The 20,232-nt window shown below is 68.5% G+C and carries 17 protein-coding genes, 1 tRNA gene and 1 pseudogene; 9 read left to right on the forward strand and 10 right to left on the reverse strand.

Annotation, left to right across the window (positions count from 1 at the left end; translation table 11 throughout):
- Positions 1–100: 100 nt before the first annotated feature.
- The 8 genes from B2Y21_RS10195 to B2Y21_RS10230 all read right to left on the reverse strand — a co-directional run bounded on the left by B2Y21_RS10195 (position 101) and on the right by B2Y21_RS10230 (position 7,579).
- Positions 101–667 (reverse strand): cupin domain-containing protein, encoded by a 567-nt coding sequence (locus B2Y21_RS10195; protein ID WP_125900103.1) that lies wholly within the window; start codon positions 665–667, stop codon positions 101–103.
- Positions 668–671: 4 nt separating this feature from the next.
- Complete coding sequence (locus B2Y21_RS10200; protein WP_292059476.1) at positions 672–1,958, reverse strand: acetylornithine deacetylase/succinyl-diaminopimelate desuccinylase family protein; 1,287 nt, start codon at positions 1,956–1,958, stop codon at positions 672–674.
- Positions 1,959–1,968: 10 nt separating this feature from the next.
- Positions 1,969–3,066: a 3-isopropylmalate dehydrogenase gene (gene leuB / locus B2Y21_RS10205; RefSeq protein WP_292059504.1), complete on the reverse strand. Its 1,098-nt coding sequence runs from the start codon at positions 3,064–3,066 to the stop codon at positions 1,969–1,971.
- Positions 3,067–3,070: 4 nt separating this feature from the next.
- Positions 3,071–3,835: a glucose 1-dehydrogenase gene (locus tag B2Y21_RS10210; RefSeq protein ID WP_292059478.1), complete on the reverse strand. Its 765-nt coding sequence runs from the start codon at positions 3,833–3,835 to the stop codon at positions 3,071–3,073.
- A gap of 11 nt (positions 3,836–3,846) precedes the next feature.
- Positions 3,847–5,292 (reverse strand): aldehyde dehydrogenase family protein, encoded by a 1,446-nt coding sequence (locus tag B2Y21_RS10215; protein ID WP_292059480.1) that lies wholly within the window; start codon positions 5,290–5,292, stop codon positions 3,847–3,849.
- 176 nt (positions 5,293–5,468) lie between these two features.
- Positions 5,469–5,948: a redoxin family protein gene (locus B2Y21_RS10220; RefSeq protein ID WP_046652009.1), complete on the reverse strand. Its 480-nt coding sequence runs from the start codon at positions 5,946–5,948 to the stop codon at positions 5,469–5,471.
- A gap of 31 nt (positions 5,949–5,979) precedes the next feature.
- A tRNA-Cys gene (locus B2Y21_RS10225) sits at positions 5,980–6,053 on the reverse strand.
- A 98-nt stretch (positions 6,054–6,151) separates the two neighbouring features.
- Positions 6,152–7,579, reverse strand: a complete 1,428-nt coding sequence (locus tag B2Y21_RS10230; protein ID WP_292059482.1) for an amino acid permease — start codon at positions 7,577–7,579, stop codon at positions 6,152–6,154.
- Positions 7,580–9,185: 1,606 nt separating this feature from the next.
- Between B2Y21_RS10230 and B2Y21_RS10235 the strand changes: the two genes are divergently transcribed.
- From B2Y21_RS10235 to nudC, 3 genes are all read left to right on the forward strand, one after another.
- Complete coding sequence (locus tag B2Y21_RS10235) at positions 9,186–9,317, forward strand: hypothetical protein (RefSeq protein ID WP_292059484.1); 132 nt, start codon at positions 9,186–9,188, stop codon at positions 9,315–9,317.
- Between the two features lie 89 nt (positions 9,318–9,406).
- Complete coding sequence (locus B2Y21_RS10240; RefSeq protein ID WP_292059486.1) at positions 9,407–12,100, forward strand: TonB-dependent receptor domain-containing protein; 2,694 nt, start codon at positions 9,407–9,409, stop codon at positions 12,098–12,100.
- A 224-nt stretch (positions 12,101–12,324) separates the two neighbouring features.
- Positions 12,325–13,230 (forward strand): NAD(+) diphosphatase, encoded by a 906-nt coding sequence (nudC, locus tag B2Y21_RS10245; protein ID WP_292059487.1) that lies wholly within the window; start codon positions 12,325–12,327, stop codon positions 13,228–13,230.
- A 30-nt stretch (positions 13,231–13,260) separates the two neighbouring features.
- On the opposite strand, the gene B2Y21_RS10250 is transcribed toward nudC, so the two are convergent.
- Positions 13,261–13,875 (reverse strand): malonic semialdehyde reductase, encoded by a 615-nt coding sequence (locus B2Y21_RS10250; protein ID WP_409410838.1) that lies wholly within the window; start codon positions 13,873–13,875, stop codon positions 13,261–13,263.
- Between the two features lie 175 nt (positions 13,876–14,050).
- Between B2Y21_RS10250 and B2Y21_RS10255 the strand changes: the two genes are divergently transcribed.
- Positions 14,051–14,380: a YbaB/EbfC family nucleoid-associated protein gene (locus B2Y21_RS10255; protein WP_292059490.1), complete on the forward strand. Its 330-nt coding sequence runs from the start codon at positions 14,051–14,053 to the stop codon at positions 14,378–14,380.
- Positions 14,380–14,997, forward strand: a complete 618-nt coding sequence (recR, locus tag B2Y21_RS10260; RefSeq protein WP_292059492.1) for a recombination mediator RecR — start codon at positions 14,380–14,382, stop codon at positions 14,995–14,997. Before B2Y21_RS10255 ends, recR begins: the two co-directional genes overlap by 1 nt.
- Here recR and B2Y21_RS10265 read toward each other — a convergent pair.
- The gene (locus B2Y21_RS10265) at positions 14,994–16,262 is read right to left on the reverse strand and encodes a YihY/virulence factor BrkB family protein (protein ID WP_292059494.1); all 1,269 of its coding nucleotides are present in this window, start codon (positions 16,260–16,262) and stop codon (positions 14,994–14,996) included. The two genes, recR and B2Y21_RS10265, sit on opposite strands and share 4 nt — an antisense overlap.
- A gap of 78 nt (positions 16,263–16,340) precedes the next feature.
- Between B2Y21_RS10265 and prmC the strand changes: the two genes are divergently transcribed.
- From prmC to B2Y21_RS10285, 4 genes and pseudogenes are all read left to right on the forward strand, one after another.
- On the forward strand, positions 16,341–17,249 hold the full coding sequence (gene prmC, locus B2Y21_RS10270) for a peptide chain release factor N(5)-glutamine methyltransferase (protein WP_292059495.1): 909 nt from the start codon (positions 16,341–16,343) through the stop codon (positions 17,247–17,249).
- Positions 17,250–17,526: 277 nt separating this feature from the next.
- Entirely contained in the window at positions 17,527–18,432 is a 906-nt protein-coding gene (locus B2Y21_RS10275; protein ID WP_292059497.1) for a DUF4167 domain-containing protein, read from the forward strand.
- A gap of 82 nt (positions 18,433–18,514) precedes the next feature.
- Positions 18,515–19,873: a hybrid sensor histidine kinase/response regulator gene (locus B2Y21_RS10280; RefSeq protein WP_292059499.1), complete on the forward strand. Its 1,359-nt coding sequence runs from the start codon at positions 18,515–18,517 to the stop codon at positions 19,871–19,873.
- A gap of 104 nt (positions 19,874–19,977) precedes the next feature.
- Positions 19,978–20,232: pseudogene (locus B2Y21_RS10285) on the forward strand (hypothetical protein); the annotation flags it as partial.

Below are 20,232 nucleotides of genomic sequence, written 5' to 3' on the forward strand. Positions count from 1 at the left end.
GCAAGATTGAGCAAGGCTGTTTCTTGATGGGCTTATGTATCTGTCGATTAAGGAAAAAATATTCCAATGATCGGAATACTGATCAATCGCAACGGCGCCGTCAGAAGGTGGGGGGCGTGCAGGCGCTGATGACCACGCAGGGGGCGTCGCCGATGTTGCGGAAGCGGTGCGGCAGGACGCTGGGGAACAGATAGCCTTCGCCCGCCTTCAGCACCCGCGACTGGCCGTCGACGGTGACTTCCAGACGGCCCGAGATGATCATGCCGCCTTCCTCGCCTTCGTGGGACAGCATGACCCGGCCGCTGTCCGAGCCGGGTTGATAGGTCTCGTACAGGATCTGCAGGCTGGAATCCTGACTGGAGCCCAGCTGGCGATAGGAGACTTCGCCGCGCGAAATGTCGGTTAGTTCGTCATGGCGATAGAAGTATTTGGTCGGGGTCTCGAACTCGGAGCTGAAGAAGTCGCCCAGCGATATGCCCGCCGCGTCCAGCAGCCGTTTCAGCGAGCCGACCGAGGGGCTGGTGCGGCCGCTCTCGACCAGGCTGACGGTGCTGGACGGCACGCCCGCCTTGCGCGCCAGCGCGCGCTGCGACAGGCCGAGACGATCGCGAAGGGCGCGCAGGCGCGGGCCGATGATGTTCTCTTCTTCCATATCGCCGCGCGCCACCCTGTCAGCTCCGTTTGCGGGTCAGCAGGTCATAGGCCGCTCTGGCCATGACCTTGGCCGAGTTGGTCATGTCGTCGATGCCAACCCATTCGTCCGGCTGGTGCGCCAGATCCAGCACGCCGGGACCATAGGCGATACAGTCTTTCAGCTTGCCGATGCGGTCGATGTGCTTCTGGTCATAGGTGCCGGGCGAGCAGACGAACTGGGCCTTCTTGCCCAGCACTTTTTCGATGGCGGCGGCGGTCGTGCTGGCGACGGGGCCGTCGCGGTCGGCCATGCTGGGCGCCACCTGGAACAGGTCGCGCATCTCATAGCGGAAGCCGTGGCGCTGGGCCGCCAGTCCATCGAGGATGGCCTTCACCTCGCCCTTCACATCTTCCAGCGTCTCCTCGATCAGGAAGCGGCGGTCGATGACCATGCGGCTGGAATCGGCGACGCAGGGCGCGGGCAGGCCGTCGAAGCCCTCGGCCTGTCCGCCGTGGATGGAGTTGATGTTCATCGTCGACTGGCGCGCGCCCTCGGGCACCACAGGCATGTCGGAATGGCGGGCGGCCATGGCGGGGTAGAGCTTGCTCTCGAACTCTTCCATCACCGCGCCCATGTGGCGGATGGCCGAGTCGCCCAGGAAGGGCATGGAGCCGTGGGCGATGCGGCCCTTGGTCTCGATCTCGGCCCACCAGACGCCGCGGTGGCCGATGCAGACCCGGTCCACGTTCAGCGGCTCGGGAATGATGACGTGGTTGACGCGCGGCTCCGAGAACCAGCCGCGCTCGGCCAGATAGGCGACGCCGCCATAGCCGCCCGATTCTTCGTCCACCGTGCCGGAAATCTCCAGCGCGCCGGGCAGGGGCAGGCCGGAATCGATCAGGGCCTCGACGGCGATGATGGAGGCGGCCAGCCCGCCCTTCATGTCGCAGGCGCCCCGGCCGTAGACTTTGCCGTCCTTCACCTCGCCGCCGAAGGGATCGACGGTCCAGCCCGCGCCGACCTCGACCACGTCGATATGGCTGTTGAAGTGGACGCAAGGCCCCGGTTCAGAGCCGGTCCAGCGGGCGATGACGTTGGTGCGCGGGTATTGGTCGCTGTCACCCGGCGAGCCTTCGCCGCGCACATATTCGACGGTGAAGCCGCGCTTCTTCAGCCGCTCGCCGATGTACTCGGCGCAGGGGCGATAAGCCTCGCCCGGCGGGTTGATGGTGGGGAAGCGGATCAGATCCTGCGTCAGGGCGACCAGTTCGTCGGTGCGGCCGTCGATCAGGTCCATGACGGTCTGCAAGTTGGGGGCGCTCATCGGTCGATCCTCACGCGAACTGGGCGGCCAGCGCGGCCAGAACCGCGTCGGTCATCTGAAGGGTGGATACGGGGGCGACGCCGGCTTCCGCGATGTCGGGCGTGCGGACGCCGCTGGAAACGACCTGTCGCACGGCGCGCTCCAGCGCATCGGCCAGATCGGCGCGGTCGAACGACCAGCGCAGGCACAGGGCGAAGGACAGGATGGTCGCGATCGGATTGGCGACGCCCTGTCCCGAGATGTCGGGCGCCGAGCCGTGGATCGGCTCATACAGGCCCCGGCTGTCGCCGCCTTGATCCAGGCCGGACAGGGAGGCGGAGGGCAGCAGGCCCAGCGAGCCGGTCAGGGCCGCCGCCGCGTCGGACAGGATGTCGCCGAACAGGTTGTCGGTGACGATGACGTCGAACTGGTCCGGGCGCCGGACCAACTGCATGGCGCAGTTGTCGGCGTACATGTGCGACAACTCCACGTCGGGATAGTCGGCGGCGACCTCGGTCGCCACGGCCCGCCACAGGGCGCCGGTCTCCATGACATTGGCCTTGTCCACCGAGCAGACGCGGCGCTGGCGGGTGCGGGCCAGTTCAAAGGCCGTGCGGCAGACGCGGGCGATTTCCGCTTCGGTATAGGCCTGGGTGTCATAGGCGCGGCGCTGGCCGTCGGGGCCGACCTCATTGGCGCGGGGCAGGCTGAAATAGACGCCTGCGGTGGCCTCGCGCACGATCAGAATATCGAGGCCCCGGATCAGGTCGGGCTTGAGCGCCGAGGCGTCCAGAAGCTCGTCGAAACAGACGGCGGGGCGCAGGTTGGCGTAGAGGTCCAGCGCCTGACGCAGGCGCAGGATGCCCATCTCGGGGCGCTGGGCGCGGGGCAGGTGGTCCCACTTCGGCCCGCCGACGGCGCCGAACAGGACGGCGTCGGACGCCAACGCCTGCTGCACCACGTCCTCGGCGATGGGCGCGCCGACGATGTCGATGCTGGCGCCGCCCGCCAATCCCTCGCTCAGCTCAATCCGCAGCCCGGCGTTCCGGGCCCAGTCGACAACGCGCAGGGTCTCGCGGATGATCTCCGGCCCGATGCCGTCGCCGGGCAGGACCAGAAGCTTGAACACGCGGTCAGATGCAGCGGCCACCGTCGACCTCCAGCGCCACGCCCGTGATCATCGAGGCGTCGTCCGAACACAGGAAGGCGGCGGCCGCGCCCATGTCCTCGGGCGTCGAGAAGCGGCCGATGGGGATGGAGGCCAGGAACTTGGCCCGCACCTCGGGGGTGTCGGCGCCCATGAAGGTCTTCAGCAGGGGGGTGTCGCCCGCCACCGGGTTCAGCGCGTTCACCCGCACCTGGAAGGGCGCCAGTTCGACCGCCATGGCCCGCGTCGCCGTGATGACCCAGCCCTTGGAGGCGTTGTACCAGGTCAGGTTCGGCCGAGGGCTGACCCCGCCGGTCGAAGCGATGTTCAGAATGGCGCCCGACCCTTGCGCCTTCATCGCCGGAACGAAGGCCTTCGACATCAGATAGATGGAGCGCATGTTGACGGCGGCGATGCGGTCGAAGGCTTCGTCCGACAGTTCGTCCAGCGGCTGGGGTGTGTGGCCGACGCCCGCGTTGTTGACCACGATATCCACGCCGCCCAGCAGGCGCTCAGCGGTTTCGGCTAGGGCGGCCACGTCGGCGGCGCTGGATACGTCCACCTTTACGCCCAGATCGGCGTCGCCCAGTTCCGCGGCCAGGGAGCGGGCGGCGTCGCCGTTCAGGTCGGCGACGATGACGCGGGCGCCTTCCTCGGCGAAGCGGCGCGCGATTCCGGCGCCGAAGCCGGAGGCTCCGCCCGTGACGATCGCTCGCTTGCCCTCCAGCCGCTTCGATCTGTTCTCCCCCAAGACGCTACTCCTTATCCGTGATGGGCCGCGACGGTCTTGAGGGCTGTGAAGGCGTAGAGCGCCTCGAACCCCTTCTCGCGACCGTGGCCCGACCTGCTGACGCCGCCGAAGGGCAGTTCGACCCCGCCCGCCGCGCCGTAGTTGTTGATGAAGACCTGTCCGGCCCGCAGCCGTTTCGCCAGCCGCATCTGTCGCCCGCCGTCGGCGGTCCAGACGCCTGCGACCAGGCCGTAATCGGTGCCGTTGGCGATGGCGACCGCCTCGTCTTCCGTCTCGAACGGGATGACGACGACGGCGGGGCCGAAGATTTCCTGCTGCGCCAGCGGATGATCGGGCGCGACATTGGCGAACAGGGTGGGCGCGACATAGGCGCCGCCGGGCGGCAGGTCGCTCAGCGTCGCCTGAGCCACGATCAGGCCGTCGGCGTGGCCCTTGTCGATGAAGCCTTCGACCATGGCCTGCTGCTTCTTCGACACCAGCGGGCCGACGTCGCGGTCGTCCATGGCGGGGCCGACGGTCAGGGCGGCGAAGCGTTCGCTCATGCGGCGTACGACCTCGTCATAGACGCCGCGCTGGACCAGCACGCGCGATCCGGCCGAGCAGGTCTGGCCTGCGTTCTGAACGCCCGCATTGACGAGGAAGGGCAGGGCCTTGTCCAGATCGGCGTCGTCGAACACGACTTGCGGCGACTTGCCGCCCAACTCCAGCGTCACCGGCACGGCGTTCAGCGCCGCCGCCTGTTGGATGGCGACGCCCACTCCGGTCGAGCCGGTGAAGGACAGGTGGTTGATCCCTGGATGGGCGGCCAGCGCGGCGCCCGCTTCGGCCCCTGTGCCGGTCACGACGTTCAAGACGCCTGCGGGCAGGCCGCAATCGGCGGCCACATGGGCGAAGGCGAGGGCGGTCAGAGAGGCTTGCTCGGCGGGCTTCAGCACCACGGCGTTGCCGACGCACAGGGCCGCCACGACCGAGCGGCCGATGATCTGCATCGGATAGTTCCAGGGGATGATGTGCCCCGTCACCCCGTGCGGCTCGCGCAGGGTGTAGACGGTGTAGCCGTCCTGAAAGGGAATGGTCTCGCCGTGCAGCTTGTCGGCCGCGCCCGCATAGAATTCGAGGTAGCGGGCCAGGGCGATCACGTCGTTGCGGGCCTGCTTCAGGGGCTTGCCGACGTCCAGCGCCTCAAGCTCGGCCAGTAGGTCGATGCGGGCTTCGACCTCGCGTCCCATGCGGGCCAGGATGCGGCCGCGCTCGACCGCCGTCATGCGGCCCCAGTCTCCGTCGAAGGCAGAGCGCGCGGCGCGGACGGCGGCGTCCACGTCGGCGGCGGTCCCGGCGGCCAGAGCGTCCATGATCTCGCCCGTCGACGGGTTCTCGATCGGCAGGGTCGCGTCGCCGCCTGCGGGACGCCAGACGCCGCCTATGAAGACCTTATCCGTGGGGAAGGGCGCGACCATGTCGTTAGGCTCACTGTGAAGGCGATCCCCCTCTGGTTCGCCGTCCAGGATAGTGGGCACGATAACGGATCAGGCGCCAAGCCCTTTATGGTTTTGGCCTAAGTCACTGATTTTGTGTTCTGAGTGCTCAATAAAATGAGCGTTTGACGCTGGGGCAAGCAGGCGCGGGCGTCTTTTCACGCGGCGGTTGCGGGCTCCAGCAGCAGGGCCATGATCTCGGCGCCCAGCATCATGTCCGAGACGGGGCCGAAACGGCGCATCCGCATCCGGCCCAGCCGGTCGACCAGCACCAGACTGGGCGTACCCTGGAGATTGAAGGCGGTCATGGTGCGCGGCGCCGTCGTATCGGCCGAGGGCGCGTCGACGGCGACCGGGAAACGGCAGCCGTGCTCGGCCAGCCATTTGGTCAGGCCCGCGCGGTCGGACTGCTGGTCGTGATGCTCGAACACGCTGTGGACGCCCAGGACGGCGACCTCGCCGGAGGTGAAGGTCTCGGCCACGCGCCGGGCCTGGGGCAGGGCGTAGTGGGAGCAGCCGGGGCAGAGGCGCTGCAGGAAGGCGATGCAGACGACCTTGCCGCGCAGGTCTTCCAGGCGCACGGGCTCGGGCGTGTTCAGCCATTCCACGGCGTCGATCGGGGGCGCGAGACGATGCATAGGACGGCTCCTGAAAGGCAGGGCGTCCCGATGGAGGCCGGACCTGGAATCGAACCAGGCTGGACGGATATGCACTCCGCCGCGTAACCGCTCCGCCATCCGGCCATCGGGACGAGGCGTTTGGATAGCAGTCGTCGCCGGGGGCCGCCTGGGCCGGTTGCGGATTAGAAGGGGCGCCGGTCGCAGCGCCCCCTCTATAGGGATCAGTCGGCGGCGGCCTGTTCGGCTTCTTTGGCCTCGCGGCGGGCGACGCTGAAGCGACGGCCGTAGAGCAGATAGGCGCCGACGCCGATCACGTTCCAGATCAGGAACCACAGCTGCGTCTTCTGCGGCAGGCTGGCCAGCAGATACAGGCAGCCCGCGATGGCGATCGGGCCGATGATCCAGGCCAGCGGCGTGCGGAAGCCGCGCGGCAGTTCCGGCGAGCGACGACGCAGGATCAGCATGCACAGCGCCACGGAGCTGAAGGCCACCAGCGTCCCGGCGTTGGCCAGGGCGACGATCTCGCCCAGGGGGAAGAACAGGGCGATGGTGCCGACGACGGCGACGGTGAAGGCGGTGATGCGCAGGGGCGCGCCCTTGGCCGACAGTTGCGACAGGCCGCGCGGGAGCAGGCCGTCGCGCGCCATGACGAAGAAGATGCGGCTCTGGCCGTAGAAGAAGGCCAGGATGACGGTCGGCAGCGTCAGCACCGCCGTGACGGCCAAGAAGTGGGCGGCGCCGGGCTGGCCGATCTCGCGCAGGATCAGGGCCAGCGGCTCGGGGCTGTTGGCGAACAGGGTGAAGGGCGCGGCGCCCAGGGCGGCCGTGGCGATGACGGTGTAGATGGCGGCGCAGACCAGCATGGAGCCGACGATGCCGATGGCCAGGTCGCGCTTGGGATTACGGGTCTCCTCGGCCGCCGTGGCGATGGCGTCGAAACCGTAGAAGGCCGAGAAGATGATGGCGGCGGCGGCCATGATGCCGCGCTCGACCCCGTCCTCGCCCATGGTGCGGCCGAAGCCGTAGGGGCTGAACGGCTCCAGATTGGCGCCGTTGAAGTGGGGCAGGGCGAACCAGACGAACAGCACCAGGGCCGACAGCTTCACGACCACCAGGGCCAGGTTCAGCGTGGCGCTCTTGCGGGTGCCGATGATCAGCATTCCGGCGATGACCAGGATGATGAACAGGGCCGGGACGTTGGCCACGCCGCCCGCGTGCGGGCCCTGCATCAGGGCCATGGGCAGGCCCAGCCAGTCGTGCAGCAGGGGCGCGGCATAGCCGGACCAGCTGACCGCCACGGCGCTGACCACGAGGCTGTACTCCAGGATCAGGCTCCAGCCGATGATCCAGGCGACGACCTCGCCGATGACGACGTAGTTGTAGGTATAGGCGCTGCCTGAGGCGGGGATGGTCGATGCCATCTCGGCATAGGCCAGGGCGGCGCAGGCGCAGACGAAGCCCGCGATCAGGAAGGACAGCAGAACGGCCGGGCCGGCCTTGTCCGCGCCGATGCCGATCAGGGTCAGGATGCCGGTGCCGACGATGGCGCCCACGCCCATGGCCATCAGGTGCGGCCAGCTGAGGCTGCGAGCCAGGCTGCGTTCCTGCGCGTTGACAGTGATGCGCTTACGCACGTTCCAGCCGCCCATTCGGTGTCTCGTCTTCTTGTGTGTCGGGACCGGCGGGAAGACCGGCGCGCTGTGTTGCGCCAGACGCGCCCTGGATACAAGCGTCACGCGGAACTCAAGGCGCGGCTTTGAGGCGCGGAGGCATGGGGCGCCTATCTCCGTCACCGGACATTTTGTCACTCAAGCGGCGACAAAACGGCAAGAAACCTAAGCCGATCCGTCACTGAAGCGCGCAAGCTTCGGAAACAGCAGCCGCTATCCATGCCGCCGAGGCAGGAGGGAAGCAGGGCCATCCGTGACGGATAGGCCGCCCACTGTCGCATCTTTTGACCAGACCGGTGGATGACGATGAACAGCAGCTTCAAGACCATGCTCGCCGTGGCGGCCAGCGCGCTCGCCCTGGCGGCCTGCGGCGGATCGGCCGAGGTGGCCTCGCCCGGCGAAGGCGACTTCGGCAATGGCAACGGGAACGGCAACGGCAATGGGAACGGCAATGGCGGCAACGGCCAGGCCGCGGCTGACTGCCCGACCGGCTTCGCCAACGTCGGCACCATGGCCAACGGCACGCTGCGCAATTGCCAGCTGCCGCAACAGATCAACGGCGCGCTGACCGTGCCGCTGCGCGCCGGCACCATCTATTCCATCTCGGGCCGCACGGCCGTCGGCACGGACGGCGGCGTCGACGCCTCGGCCAACACCGGCACGCAGGGCATTCTGACGGTGGAAGCGGGCGTGACCATCTTCGCCTCGGGCGGCGGCGACTACCTGCTGGTCAACCGCGGCTCGCAGATCTACGCCGAAGGCACGGCCTCGCAGCCGATCGTCTTCACCAGCCGCCAGAATGTCGAAGGCGCGACGACCGAGAACTCGCACGGTCAGTGGGGCGGCATCGTCATCGCCGGTCGCGCGCCCCAGGCCAACTGCCAACTGACCGCGCCTGTCACCTGCACCGGCCAGGTGGAAGGCACCAACGCCTTCTACGGCGGCGGCAACGTCAACGACAACTCGGGCCGTCTGCGCTACGTCCAGATCCGTTACTCGGGTTTTGAAATCTCGACCGGCAACGAACTGCAGGCCCTGACCCTGGCCGGCGTCGGCGCGGGCACGACCATCGAATACGTCCAGTCCTACAACTCGTCGGACGACGGCATCGAAATCTTCGGCGGCAACGTCAACCTGAAGCGCATCGTCATCAACGGCGCCGACGACGACGCCTTCGACACCGACACGGGCTGGCGCGGCGGCGCCCAGTTCGGCATCGTGACCCAGCGCGCCCCGAACGCGACCAGCCGCTCGGCCGGTTTCGAGTTCTCGGCGGCTCCGGCCTCGACGCCGCTGGCCCAGCGCTACAACTCGCAACCCAAGATCGCCAACTGGACGATGGTGGGCCGCAACTCGCCGACCGACGCCCACACCGTCGCCCACTTCGACACGGGCACGAAGGCGACCGTGGTCAACTCGGTCTTCACCAGCGCCGCCGGTTCGCTGGCCGGTTGCCTGGACATCGCCGACGCCGACACGGCCAGCGTGAACCCGGTGTTCAACTCGGTCTTCATGTCCTGCGGCATCTCCTACCGCGCCAGCGGCGCCGCNNCTGACCTTCATCAACGGCGCCAATGAAACCGCCGTGACCCCGGTCAACGCCTCGAGCGTCCACGCCGCCTTCACCGACACCGACTACATCGGCGCCGTGAAGAATGCTTCGGACACCTGGTGGCAGGGTTGGACCTGCGGCCTGACCGCCAACGCGAAGTGCTGATGAACCCTCTGGCGAGGCGGCGGTCCGAAAGGGCCGCCGCCGACCCTTTGAGCGTCCAGCCTCTCTCGACCTACGCAAGGCAGCCGAACATGAAGAACAAGACCCTGACCCGTAACGGGCTGCTGCTGGCCAGCAGCGCCCTGGTCGCCGCTTTCGGCGCGCCCAGCCTCGCGCTCGCCCAGCCGTCCGCTCCCGTCGCCGCCGTGGCTCTGAGCAATGAACTGCCCGCCGATCCGGAAAGCCCGGATCAGGTGTCGCAGACCCCGGCCACCCAACTGGGCGACATCGTCGTCCTGGGCCGCAATATCCCGCAGCCGAACCGTCAGAGCGCCGAGGTGGCCGCTTTCCTGACGTCTGAAGACCTGCAACGCACCGGCGACTCCACCGCCGCCGCCGCCCTGACCCGCGTGACCGGCCTGTCGATCGTCGAGGGCCGCTTCGTCTATGTGCGCGGCCTGGGCGAGCGCTATTCCTCGGCCCTGCTGAACGGTTCGCCGCTGCCTAGCCCCGAGCCGCTGCAGCGCGTGGTGCCGCTGGACCTGTTCCCCTCCAGCATCCTGGCGGGCGTGACGGTTCAGAAGTCCTATTCCCCCAACTATCCGGGCGAGTTCGGCGGCGGGGTCATCGACCTGCGCACCGTGGACGCCCCGGCTGAGCCCTTCCTGACCTTCAAGGCGGGCATCGGCGGCAACACCGAGACGACGGGCCGCGACAACCTGGTCTATTACGGCTCGGACACCGACTGGACCGGCTTCGACGACGAGACCCGCAAGATTCCGGGGCCGATCGACCTGGCCTTCCGCACCGGCAAGCAGATCAACATGGCCAACTTCTCGGCCGCCGAGCTGCAGCGGATGGGCCGCTCGATGGTCAATGCGCCGCTGCGTCTGATGCAGCGTCAGCAGACGCCGGTCGACGGCAGCCTGGAGCTGGCGGGCGGCTTCCGCACCCCGACCGAGGTCGGCGACCTGGGCGTCATCGCCGTGGCCGGTTACGACAACTCCTGGCGCACCCGTCAGGCGATCCAGGAAGAGGGCCAGTTCCAGGGCGACGACCTGGTGCCGGTCTCGACCTTCGACGTCGAGTCCAACCAGAACGACGTGCGCCTGAACTTCCTGGGCGGGCTGTCGCTGACGAACGACGATCATGAGGTGAAGTGGACCAACCTCTACGTCCGCACCACGACCAAGCGCGCCCGCACCTCGGCCGGTCCGGACTTCGACGCCGGCGGCAGCGTGATCCGCAACGACTACACCGAGTGGTTCGTGCGTCAGCTGTTCACCAGCCAACTGGCGGGCGAGCACTACTTCGGCGCCGACGGCGAGTGGAAGCTGGACTGGCGCGCGGCCTACGCCAAGACCTCGCGCGACGCCCCCTATGAATCGCGCTTCCAGTACGGAGTCGACGCCCAGGACCGCTTGATCCACAACGTCCAGGGCAACCAGATCTCTTTCAGCGAACTGGACGACGAAATCTGGTCCGGCGGCGTGGACCTGGCCTACAAGCTGCCGATGGCGGCGGGGCGCGAGGCGACCATCAGCGTCGGCGCCTCCACCCTGGACAACACCCGCTCGGCCGAACGTCACGACCTGCAGTTCGAGGCCGTCAACGGCCTGACCGACAGCCAGCGCCGCGCGCGGATCGACTATCTGTTCTCGGACTTCAACATCAATCCGTGGACCCTGCAGCTGCGCGAGATCGCCGGCTCGAACGGCGCCAACGCCTATGACGCCGACATGAAGGTCAATGCGATCTACGCCATGGTCGACGCCGAGTTCGTGCCGACCATCCGCACCACCTTCGGCGTCCGCTTCGAGGACGGCCAGCAGAGCGTGACGCCGCGCGACCTGTTCGGCGGAACCTCGTCCTATGAGGCGACCGAGATCGAGGAGCAGTACTGGCTGCCGTCGTTCACCGCGACGTGGAACTTCACCGAGGATCAGCAACTGCGCTTCGGCGCGTCCAAGACCATCGGCCGTCCGCAGTTCCGCGAACTGGCGCCCCAGGCCTATACGGACCCGGAAAGCGACCGCGTCTTCATCGGCAACCCCTATCTGACGGACACCGAGATCCTGAACCTGGACGCGCGCTGGGAATGGTATTTCGGCCGCCAGCAGTTCGTCACGGCGGGCGTCTTCTACAAGAAGCTGGACAAGCCGGTCGAAGCGGTGATCGTCGATGTCGGCAACCAGCGCCAGCAGACCTTCCTCAACGCGCCGGAAGCGACCGTCATGGGCGTCGAGGCCGAGGTGAAGAAATACTTCGAGTTCGCCGACCAGGCGGCCTTCATCTCGAACAAGCGCTGGCTGGTGCAGGCCAACTATACCTGGTCGGACTCTGAGGTTTCGGTCGGCGAGGGCGACACCGTCATCACCTTGGGCGGCGGCGGCCGTCCCGAACAGGCGTCCTTCTTCATCCAGGACGGCAGCCGTCTGCAAGGCCAGTCGGAGCACGTCGCCAACCTGCAGCTGGGTTGGGAAGACGACACGGCCCGCTCGCAGGCGACCTTCATCCTGAACTACGTCTCGGAGCGGATCACCGCGCGCGGCGCGGGCGTCGGCACGGCGCGCGAGCCGGACTATGTGCAGGAGCCGGGCGCCTTCCTCGATTTCGTCTATCGCAAGGACTTCACTGTGAAGGGCCGCGACCTGGGCTTCGCCCTGGAGCTGCGCAACCTGCTGGGGACGGACTTCGAGGAGTATCAGGAGAAGGGCAACAAGATCCGCATCAACCAGTACGACCTGGGCCAGAGCGCCTCGGTCAGCCTGACGGCGCGTTTCTAAGCGCAGACGGCGCCTGAACATTTGAGCCGGGAGGTCTAGCGGCCTCCCGGCTTTTTTTATCCCTCTCCTGTTGGGCGAGGGTGACGGTTGCGTGTCACTCTTTCCGAACTCGCCGCATCTGTCGTGACAACTTCTCGGCGCTGTCATGGTTCGGAGCGAGCCGGGTACGGAGCATCCGCCTAGGGAGGCGTTGCGGCCGCGAGAGGCCGTGGGGGATGTCTTCCTTGCTCGCTGGCCTTCGCAAACTGAGCGCCGTTTCGTGGGGCAAGGGCGGCCTGTCCCTTGGCCGCCTATCCCTTCGTCGTCCGCCGTTGCGGCGCGTGGTCGAGGCGGCGTTGATCCTACTTCTTCTGGTGCAGGCCGGGCGGCTGGTCTGGCTGTCGCTGGGCCATGCGCGCGACCTGGCGCGCGACCGCGACGTCTTCCTGGGGCTGTGGAAGGGCGCGCCGGTCTTCGCCGCCGAGTTCGAGGGCTCCATCGATCCGACCAGCGGACCGGCCGGGGGCCTGGGCCGTTTTGTCGAGATGCGCGAGGCGGCGGTCGTCCTGCCCGAGGCCGACGCCGGGATCGCCGCCACGGCCAAGAGCCTGTTCGACTGGCGCCGCCGTCACGGCTTCTGCGCCGCCTGCGGCAAGGCGACGGACCAGGCGTCCGGCGGGTGGAAGCGCGTCTGCCCGGCCTGCGGGACCGAGCATTTCCCGCGCGTCGATCCGGTCGTCATCATGCTGCCGGTCTATAAGGGCGGGGCCGAGCCGCGCTGCCTGCTGGGCCGTCAGGCCGCCTGGCCCGCCGGCCGGATGTCGGCGCTGGCAGGCTTCATGGAGCCGGGCGAGGCGATCGAGGAAGCCTGCGCCCGCGAGGTGATGGAGGAGGCGGGGCTGACGGTGTCGGACGTGGCCTATCACTCCAGCCAGCCCTGGCCCTTCCCGGCCCAGTTGATGATCGGCCTGATCGCCGAGGTTACGACCGATGAGGCCGCGCCCGATCAGACCGAGTTGGAGGCCGTCGCCTGGCTGACCAGGGCGGAGGCCCGCGCCGTGCTGGACGAGACCCATCCGACCATTCACGCTCCGCCGCCCTACGCCATCGCCAGACGGCTGCTCGAGACCTGGGCGCGGGGCGAGGGCTAGGCCCTCGGGACAAGCCCGAGGGCGACGGCCTTACAGGATCTGGGCCGCTTCCTCGAAGTCGAGGCGGGGCGAGCGGGGGAACAGGTTCTCGTCCGTGCCGTAGCCCAGGTTCATGATGAAGTTCGGCTCGACATTGCTGTCGGGAAAGAACTCGGCCTTCACGCCCGCCGCGTCGAAGCCCGACATCGGACCCACATCCAGACCCAGCGCCCGCGCGGCGATGGTCAGATAGCCGCCCTGCAGCGAGGCGTTGCGGAAGGCGGCTTCACGACGGCCCGCTTCCTCCGGGAACCAGTCGCGGGCGCCCGGCGCGTGCGGGAACAGCTTGGGCAGGGTCTCGTGGAAGTCGACGTCCTGGGCGATGATCAGATTGACCGGCGCGGCCAGGGTCTTGGCGCGGTTGCCTTCGGCCATGTGCGTCGACAGCCGGGCCTTGGCCTCGGGCGAGGTGACGAAGACGAAGCGGGCCGGGGTCATGTTGACCGCCGTCGGGCCGTACTTGGTCAGGTCGTAGAGCTTGCGGATCAGGGCCTCAGGCACGGGGCGATCGCTCCAGCCGTTGCGCGTGCGCGCTTCGGTGAACAGCTGGGCCAGGACCGGGTCGGAGACCGGCATGTCACGGGTCGGGAAGGCGTCAAAGGCCATCAGAGCTTCTCCAGAAAACTGATTAGTAACTTCAAGTGTGGCTAATTAGGCGTGCGTCGCTGCACCGTCAAGGGGATCGGCCACATAAGTTGTGACGGATGCGGCGTCGCCGGGCGCGGCGCGCTTTCTTCGCCGGGGTCTGGAGCCGCGCGGCGCTTCGCCCTATCTAGGGGCTATGAAAGACCTCAACGCCCTGATGCAACAGGCCCAGGCGATGCAGCAGAAGCTGCAGGACGCCCAGGCGAAAATGGCCGAATCCACCGCCGAGGGCAACTCGGGCGGCGGCCTTGTCACCATTGCTTTGAAAGGCCCTGGCGAGATCACCTCGGTGAAGATCGACGACAGCCTGATGGCGCCCGGCGAGGGCGAGATCCTGGCCGACCTGATCGTCGCCGCCCACGCCGACGCCAAGCGCAAGCTGGACGAGATCAACAACGCCCTGATGCGCGACGCCGCCGGGCCGATGGCCGGGATGAACATCCCCGGAATGCCGAAACTCTTCTGATGGCCGCCTCCGCCGGGCCGGAAATCGAACGGCTCATCAGCCTGCTGGCCAAGCTGCCGGGCATGGGCCCGCGCTCGGCCCGGCGCGCGGCGCTGGCCCTGTTGAAGCGGCGCGAGCAGCTGCTGGTCCCGCTGGCCGCCTCGCTGGCCGAGACGGCGGACAAGGTCGTCAACTGCTCGGTCTGCGGCTCGCCCGACACGCGCGATCCCTGCTCGGTCTGTTCGGATCAGGCGCGCGACAACACTCTGATCTGCGTGGTCGAGGAGGCCGGCGCCCTGTGGGCCATGGAGCGGTCGGGCGCCTTTCGCGGCAAGTATCATGTGCTGGGCGGCCTACTGTCGGCGCTGGACGGCGTCGGCCCCGAACAACTGCGCATCGCCGAGCTGATCGGCCGGGTCAAAGGCGGCGAGATGGGCGGCGGCGAGGCGCGCGAGGTCGTCCTGGCCCTGCCCGCCACGGTCGACGGCCAGACGACGGCCCACTACCTGGCCGAGCGCCTGTCGGCGGCGGGGGTGCAGGTCACGTCGCTGGCGCGAGGCGTGCCCGTCGGCGGCGAACTGGACTGGCTGGACGACGGCACCATCATCCAGGCCTTGCGGGCGCGGCGGCCCGCTTAGGGCCTTCGCCTGATCCGTCGCCGCATCACCCGGTCGCCCAGCGCCTCGGCGTATTTCAGGGTGAAGGCCAGGGCGGCGGGGTTGCCGCGCCGGGGGCCGACCGAATCAGCCATCACCGCGCCGCGCTCGCCGATCGGCAGGGGCGCGCCCGTGGTGGTGTCCAGCGCGGTCTGGTGCTCGATCTCGGCGTTCAGGCGAGCGCCCATCAGGATCACCTGCACCGAGAACCAGGTCCACAGCAGGAAGCCCATGGCCGCCGCCAGCGGGCCGTAGGAATCGGTGCGCACGAAGGTGGTCAGGAACCAGCTGAACAGGAAGGACACCAGCAGGCTCAGGCCCGCCGCGAACAGCGCCCCCGGCGTCAGCCAGCGCCAGCGCGCCCGCGCCCGGCTCGGTCCCAACCGATAGATCAGGGCCAGCGCCCCGACATAGCCGAAGAACAGAAGCGGCCAGCGCAGCGGCGCCAGATAGGCCCACTCGTCCTCCAGGCCGAATACGGCCAGCACCACGGGCACGCCGACCACCAGGGCCGAACTCAGCATCACCGCCGCCATGGCCGAGACGGTGAAGCCCATGCACACCAGATTGTAGATAACGATATTGCGCCGCTCGACCTCGTGATAGGCGAGGTTCAGGCCGTAGAAGAGGGTCTTGATCCCCCCATTGGCCGCCCACAGCGTCAGCAGCAGGGTCCAGATCAGGGTGAAGGTCAGCTGGCCGGTGGAATTGCCCGCCAGCCGCGTCATCTCCGCCCCGAGAAACTGAGCCACATTCGCCGGCAGCACCTCATAGAGGAAGCTGAGCTGTCCCCAGGCGTCCGCCGGATCGGCGAACAGGCCGTAGATGGTGACGAAGGCGCCCAGCGTCGGGAACAGGGCCAGCAGCAGGAAGAAGGTCACGCCCCCGGCGACGAAACCGACGCGGTCGCCGAAATAGCCCATGACGGTGCGCCACAGGATGTCGACCCAGCCCTTGTGCGGAATCTCCAGCGGGCGCTGGGCCAGGCGGCCCCGGCCGGGGTCGTCAGCGTCATAATCCTCGGGCGTGGGATCGCGCGGGGGCAGGGGCTCGGGCCGCTCGGGCCGCAGTTCCAGGCCGAAGCGATGGCCTTGAGTGTAGAGCAGATGCGCCGCCGTCGCGCCCGTCGCCAGTCCGCCCGCCGCGGCGGCCAGATAGCGCAACACCCCGCCCGCCGCGCCGTGTGAGCCTCGCGCAGCACGACGTTTCCCGGCGCGCGGCGCGCGATGATTCGACTGTGGTTTCATCCCCATTCGCCCTTCAACGGCCACGCTAGCCGGCCGTTCCGTCTTGAAATCATCCGTCGCAGACCCCAATCACCCGGAATGTCCGATCAGAACACCCAACCGACCCTGCTGACCGCCTGGAAAGGCGCCCAGGCGCGCCTGAAGGCCGCCGGCATCGACAGCCCCTCCATCGACGCGCGCCTGATGCTTGAGGCGGCGACGGGCGCGGGCCGTGTCGATATCCTGAACGACCCCTACCGCGCGCTCTCGCCTGAGCAAACCCTGGCGCTGGACGCCATGGTGGATCGCCGCCTGCGCCGCGAGCCGGTGTCGCGCATTCTGGGCCGCAAGGGCTTCTGGAAGATCATGCTGAACGTCACCCCCGACGTGCTCAGCCCGCGCCCCGACACCGAGACGGTGGTGGACGTCATCGTTCGCGCCTTCCCGCCCAACACCGCCTTCGACATGGCCGACCTGGGCACGGGTTCGGGCGCCATCCTGCTGGCCGCCCTGGCCGAGCGGCGCGGCGCGCGCGGCGTCGGCACCGACATCTCGACAGAGGCCATCGCCGTGGCGCGCGAGAACGCGGCCAATCTGGATCTGAACCACCGCTGCACCTTCATGCGCACCGACTGGGCGGCGGGTTTCGCCGACGACAGCTTCGACCTGGTGGTGTCCAATCCGCCCTACATCCCCAGCGGCGACATCGCCGGTCTGGACCCGGAAGTGCGCGAGCACGACCCGCATCTGGCGCTGGACGGCGGTCCGGACGGCCTGCAGCCCTATCGCGACCTGGCGCCTGAGATCGCCCGCATCCTGCGCCCGCAAGGCGTCTTCGCCGTCGAGATCGGCTGGGACCAGGGCGAGGCGGTCAAGGCCCTGTTCGAGGCGGCGGGCTTCACCGACGTCAAGGTCGTGAAGGATCTGGCGGACCGCGACCGCGTCGTCACCAACGGCCCGGACCCGCGCGTGGGCCCGATCCCCGAGGCTGAAGCGCCGCTGCAATAAAAACCCTTGGAAAGCGTCTCTCTGCGCGCTAAGTCCGTGTTGTTCCCCATTCAAACGCATCCTTTTCGGGCAGGTTCGCTCGTTTAAGCGCGTCTGGGTTCAGTGATGGCCGCGCCCCTGAAACGGACGCGGCGGACCACGGGGGACACACGGTTTTCCGAACAGCTCGCACCGGGGATTGGCCCCGAACGAACGGAACGACGAACAGGGCCCCGCCCGTCTTTTTCGACGGCGGCCCGCACCAGCACGGTAAGCTCCGATGAGAGATTTCAAGGGCATGAAGCGTCAACGCGGACGCAACCGTAAGCCCGGCGGCGGCAATAACGCCAACGCGACCAATCCGAACCGTTCGTGGGACTCGCAAGGCCCCGAGAACATCAAGGTCCGGGGCAACGCCCAGACCGTCTATGAACGCTATATGCAGCTGGCGCGCGACGCCGCGGCCGCCGGCGACCGCGTTCTGGCCGAGAACTACACCCAGCACGCCGAACACTATTTCCGCGTCCTGCGCGCGCTTCAGCCGCAGCGCTCGGTCAGCGAGATCGCCCAGCGCGAACAGGCGGGCCAGGGCTTCGACATCGACTTCGAGGACGAGTCGGGCGCCCAGGCGGCGGCCATCATCGCTGCGGCCCAGGCCGAGCAGCAGAAGGCCGAGGACGAAGCTCGCCGCCAGGCTGAACGCGCCGAGCGCGAGGCCAACCGTGATCGCGAACCGCGCGAACCCCGTGAGCCGCGCGAGCCGCGTGAAAACGGCGACGCCGACAACCGCGAGGGCGGCCGTCGCGAATCCCGTCGCGAGCGCTGGGAGCGCCGCCGTGAGGAGCGCAACCGTCGTTTCGAGAACGGCGAATCTGACAATGCGGCCGATGACGAAGCCGCTCAGGACGATGGCCAGCCTGTCGAAACCGCTTCGGAGGTTTCGGCTGACGAGCGTCCGCATGAGGCGCCGGCCGTCGACGCTGGAGCAGAGCCCGAAGCGCCGGTCGCCAAGGCCGCCCGCGCCCCGCGCCGTCCTCGCGCCGCTGCGGCCAAGGATGAAGCGAGCAGCGACGACGCGGCGGCCCTGCCGGGCTTCCTGACCCGTCCGACGTCGATCGAGGAAACGGCGTCAGACGACGAGACGCCCGCCCCGCGCACCCGCCGCCCGCGCCGCAAGGCTGAGACGGTCGCCGACGACGAATAAGGCGACCGCACAACCTTTGCTGGTGTGTTCACTTTAATACAACTATTGATGCGTTACTCTCGATCTATCGGGAGGACGTGTGATGGAATTCGTTCTACTGGCGATCGCCCTCGGACTGGCGGCAGGCGTCGCGGGCGTCAGGCTGTCGATCGGCGCCCATGGGCGTATCCGGGCGGTGCAGCGGCTGCATGACGGACAGGCGGCGGCCGCCCGCCGCCGCATCACCGATCTGGAAGACGCGGTCTGCGACGTCGAGACGCGCCTGCTGCGCGTCCAGGCGATCGAGGCGGCTGGACGTCGCACCCATACGGCCCTGCTCGCCGCTTTCAGCCGGGAGATGCGCGGGCCTCTGGACGCCATACTGGGCTTCGCCGACTTGCTTCGGATCAATGCGGTCAATGAGCCGCTCAGTCGTCGCCAGGGCCAGGCCGTCGATCAGATTCACGATGGCGCGGCTCGCCTGCAGACCCTGGTCGAGGGGCTGACCGCCTTTAAGGAGGACTCGGGCGTCGGAGCCGCGCGCGAGCGCCTGGACCCTCTGCTGGTCGCCCGGCGCATCTGCCAGTCCCTGGCCAGTCAGGCCGAGGTGGCGGGGGTCGATCTGCGCCCGCCTCCGTTTCAGGCCGGGCTGACCGTTCAGGCCGAGGCCCGAGCCCTGGATCAGGTGATGACTCGCCTGATCCGCAACGCCGTGCAGCACAATCGGCCGGGTGGGACGGTCGTGATCGAAGGCCGCCGCGTCGCCCAGGAGGTCTGGATCACCGTGCGCGACACCGGGCCGGGCTTGTCCCCTGGCCGGATCGAGACCCTGTTCGATCCCTTCGCACGGCGTGGACGGGCCGCCTCTTCCGTCGATGGCGCGGGCGTCGGCCTGGCGGCGGCGCGGCGCCTGGCGACCGCCATGGACGGTGATCTGACGGTCGAGAGCCAGGAAGGCGAGGGCGCGGCCTTCATCCTGCGCCTGCCAGCCTCGCCCCAATCCGAGCCGCAGGCCGCGCTTCACGCCGCCTTGCCGCTGCCGCGCCTGCCGGAGGCCGTCCTGCTCTACATCGCCGAGGATCCCGCCGCCGTCGCCCTCATGCGCCATCTTCTGCGGGGTCTGGGTTCGATCCAACTCCACGTCGCGGCGACTGCGCAGGAGGGGGCGGATCTGGCCCGCGATCTTCGGCCCGACGCCGTCATCCTCGATCTCGATCTGCACGGCGGGCAGGGCCTGGCGGTCAAGGCTGCCCTGGCGCAGGAGCCTTTGACCCGCGACCTGCCGGTCATGGCCCTGTCGGCGGCGATCGCGCCGGACGAGGTGCGGCGCGCCCAGGCTGCGGGCTTCGCCGAATATCTGATCAAACCGATCGGACTGGCGGATCTGACGGCGGGATTGTCGCGCCTTCTGGCGCCGTCTGACGCCCCTTCGCGGACCGTGCCGAAGACGGCGCAGGCCTGACGACTTCACGCGGTCGCGACGACGGACGGGGTTGACGCCGCGCCTCATGGCGGCTTCCTAAAGAGAAACGGGGCTTTCGATCCTCGTTGCTTGAGAAGATCGATATGCCGCGTACGCCGAACCGACCTTTCCGGCTCGCTTTCCAGCCCCTGTTCAAGACCCTGGTCGGCCCGGCTCTGGCCTCGGCGGCCCTGGCCGCCTGCGCCACGACGCCGCCCCCGCCGCCGCCTCCGCCGCCGATGGCGGTTCCGGCCGCGCCCGAGGCGCCGATCGGGGCCGTTCTGGACGACTGGCGGGGCGTCATCACCCCGGCGGACCGCGACCGTTATCAGCGCCGCGCCGCCGCCTGGACCCTGGCG

The sequence above is a fragment of the Brevundimonas sp. UBA5936 genome, from assembly GCA_002430835.1.
Classification (GTDB): domain Bacteria; phylum Pseudomonadota; class Alphaproteobacteria; order Caulobacterales; family Caulobacteraceae; genus Brevundimonas.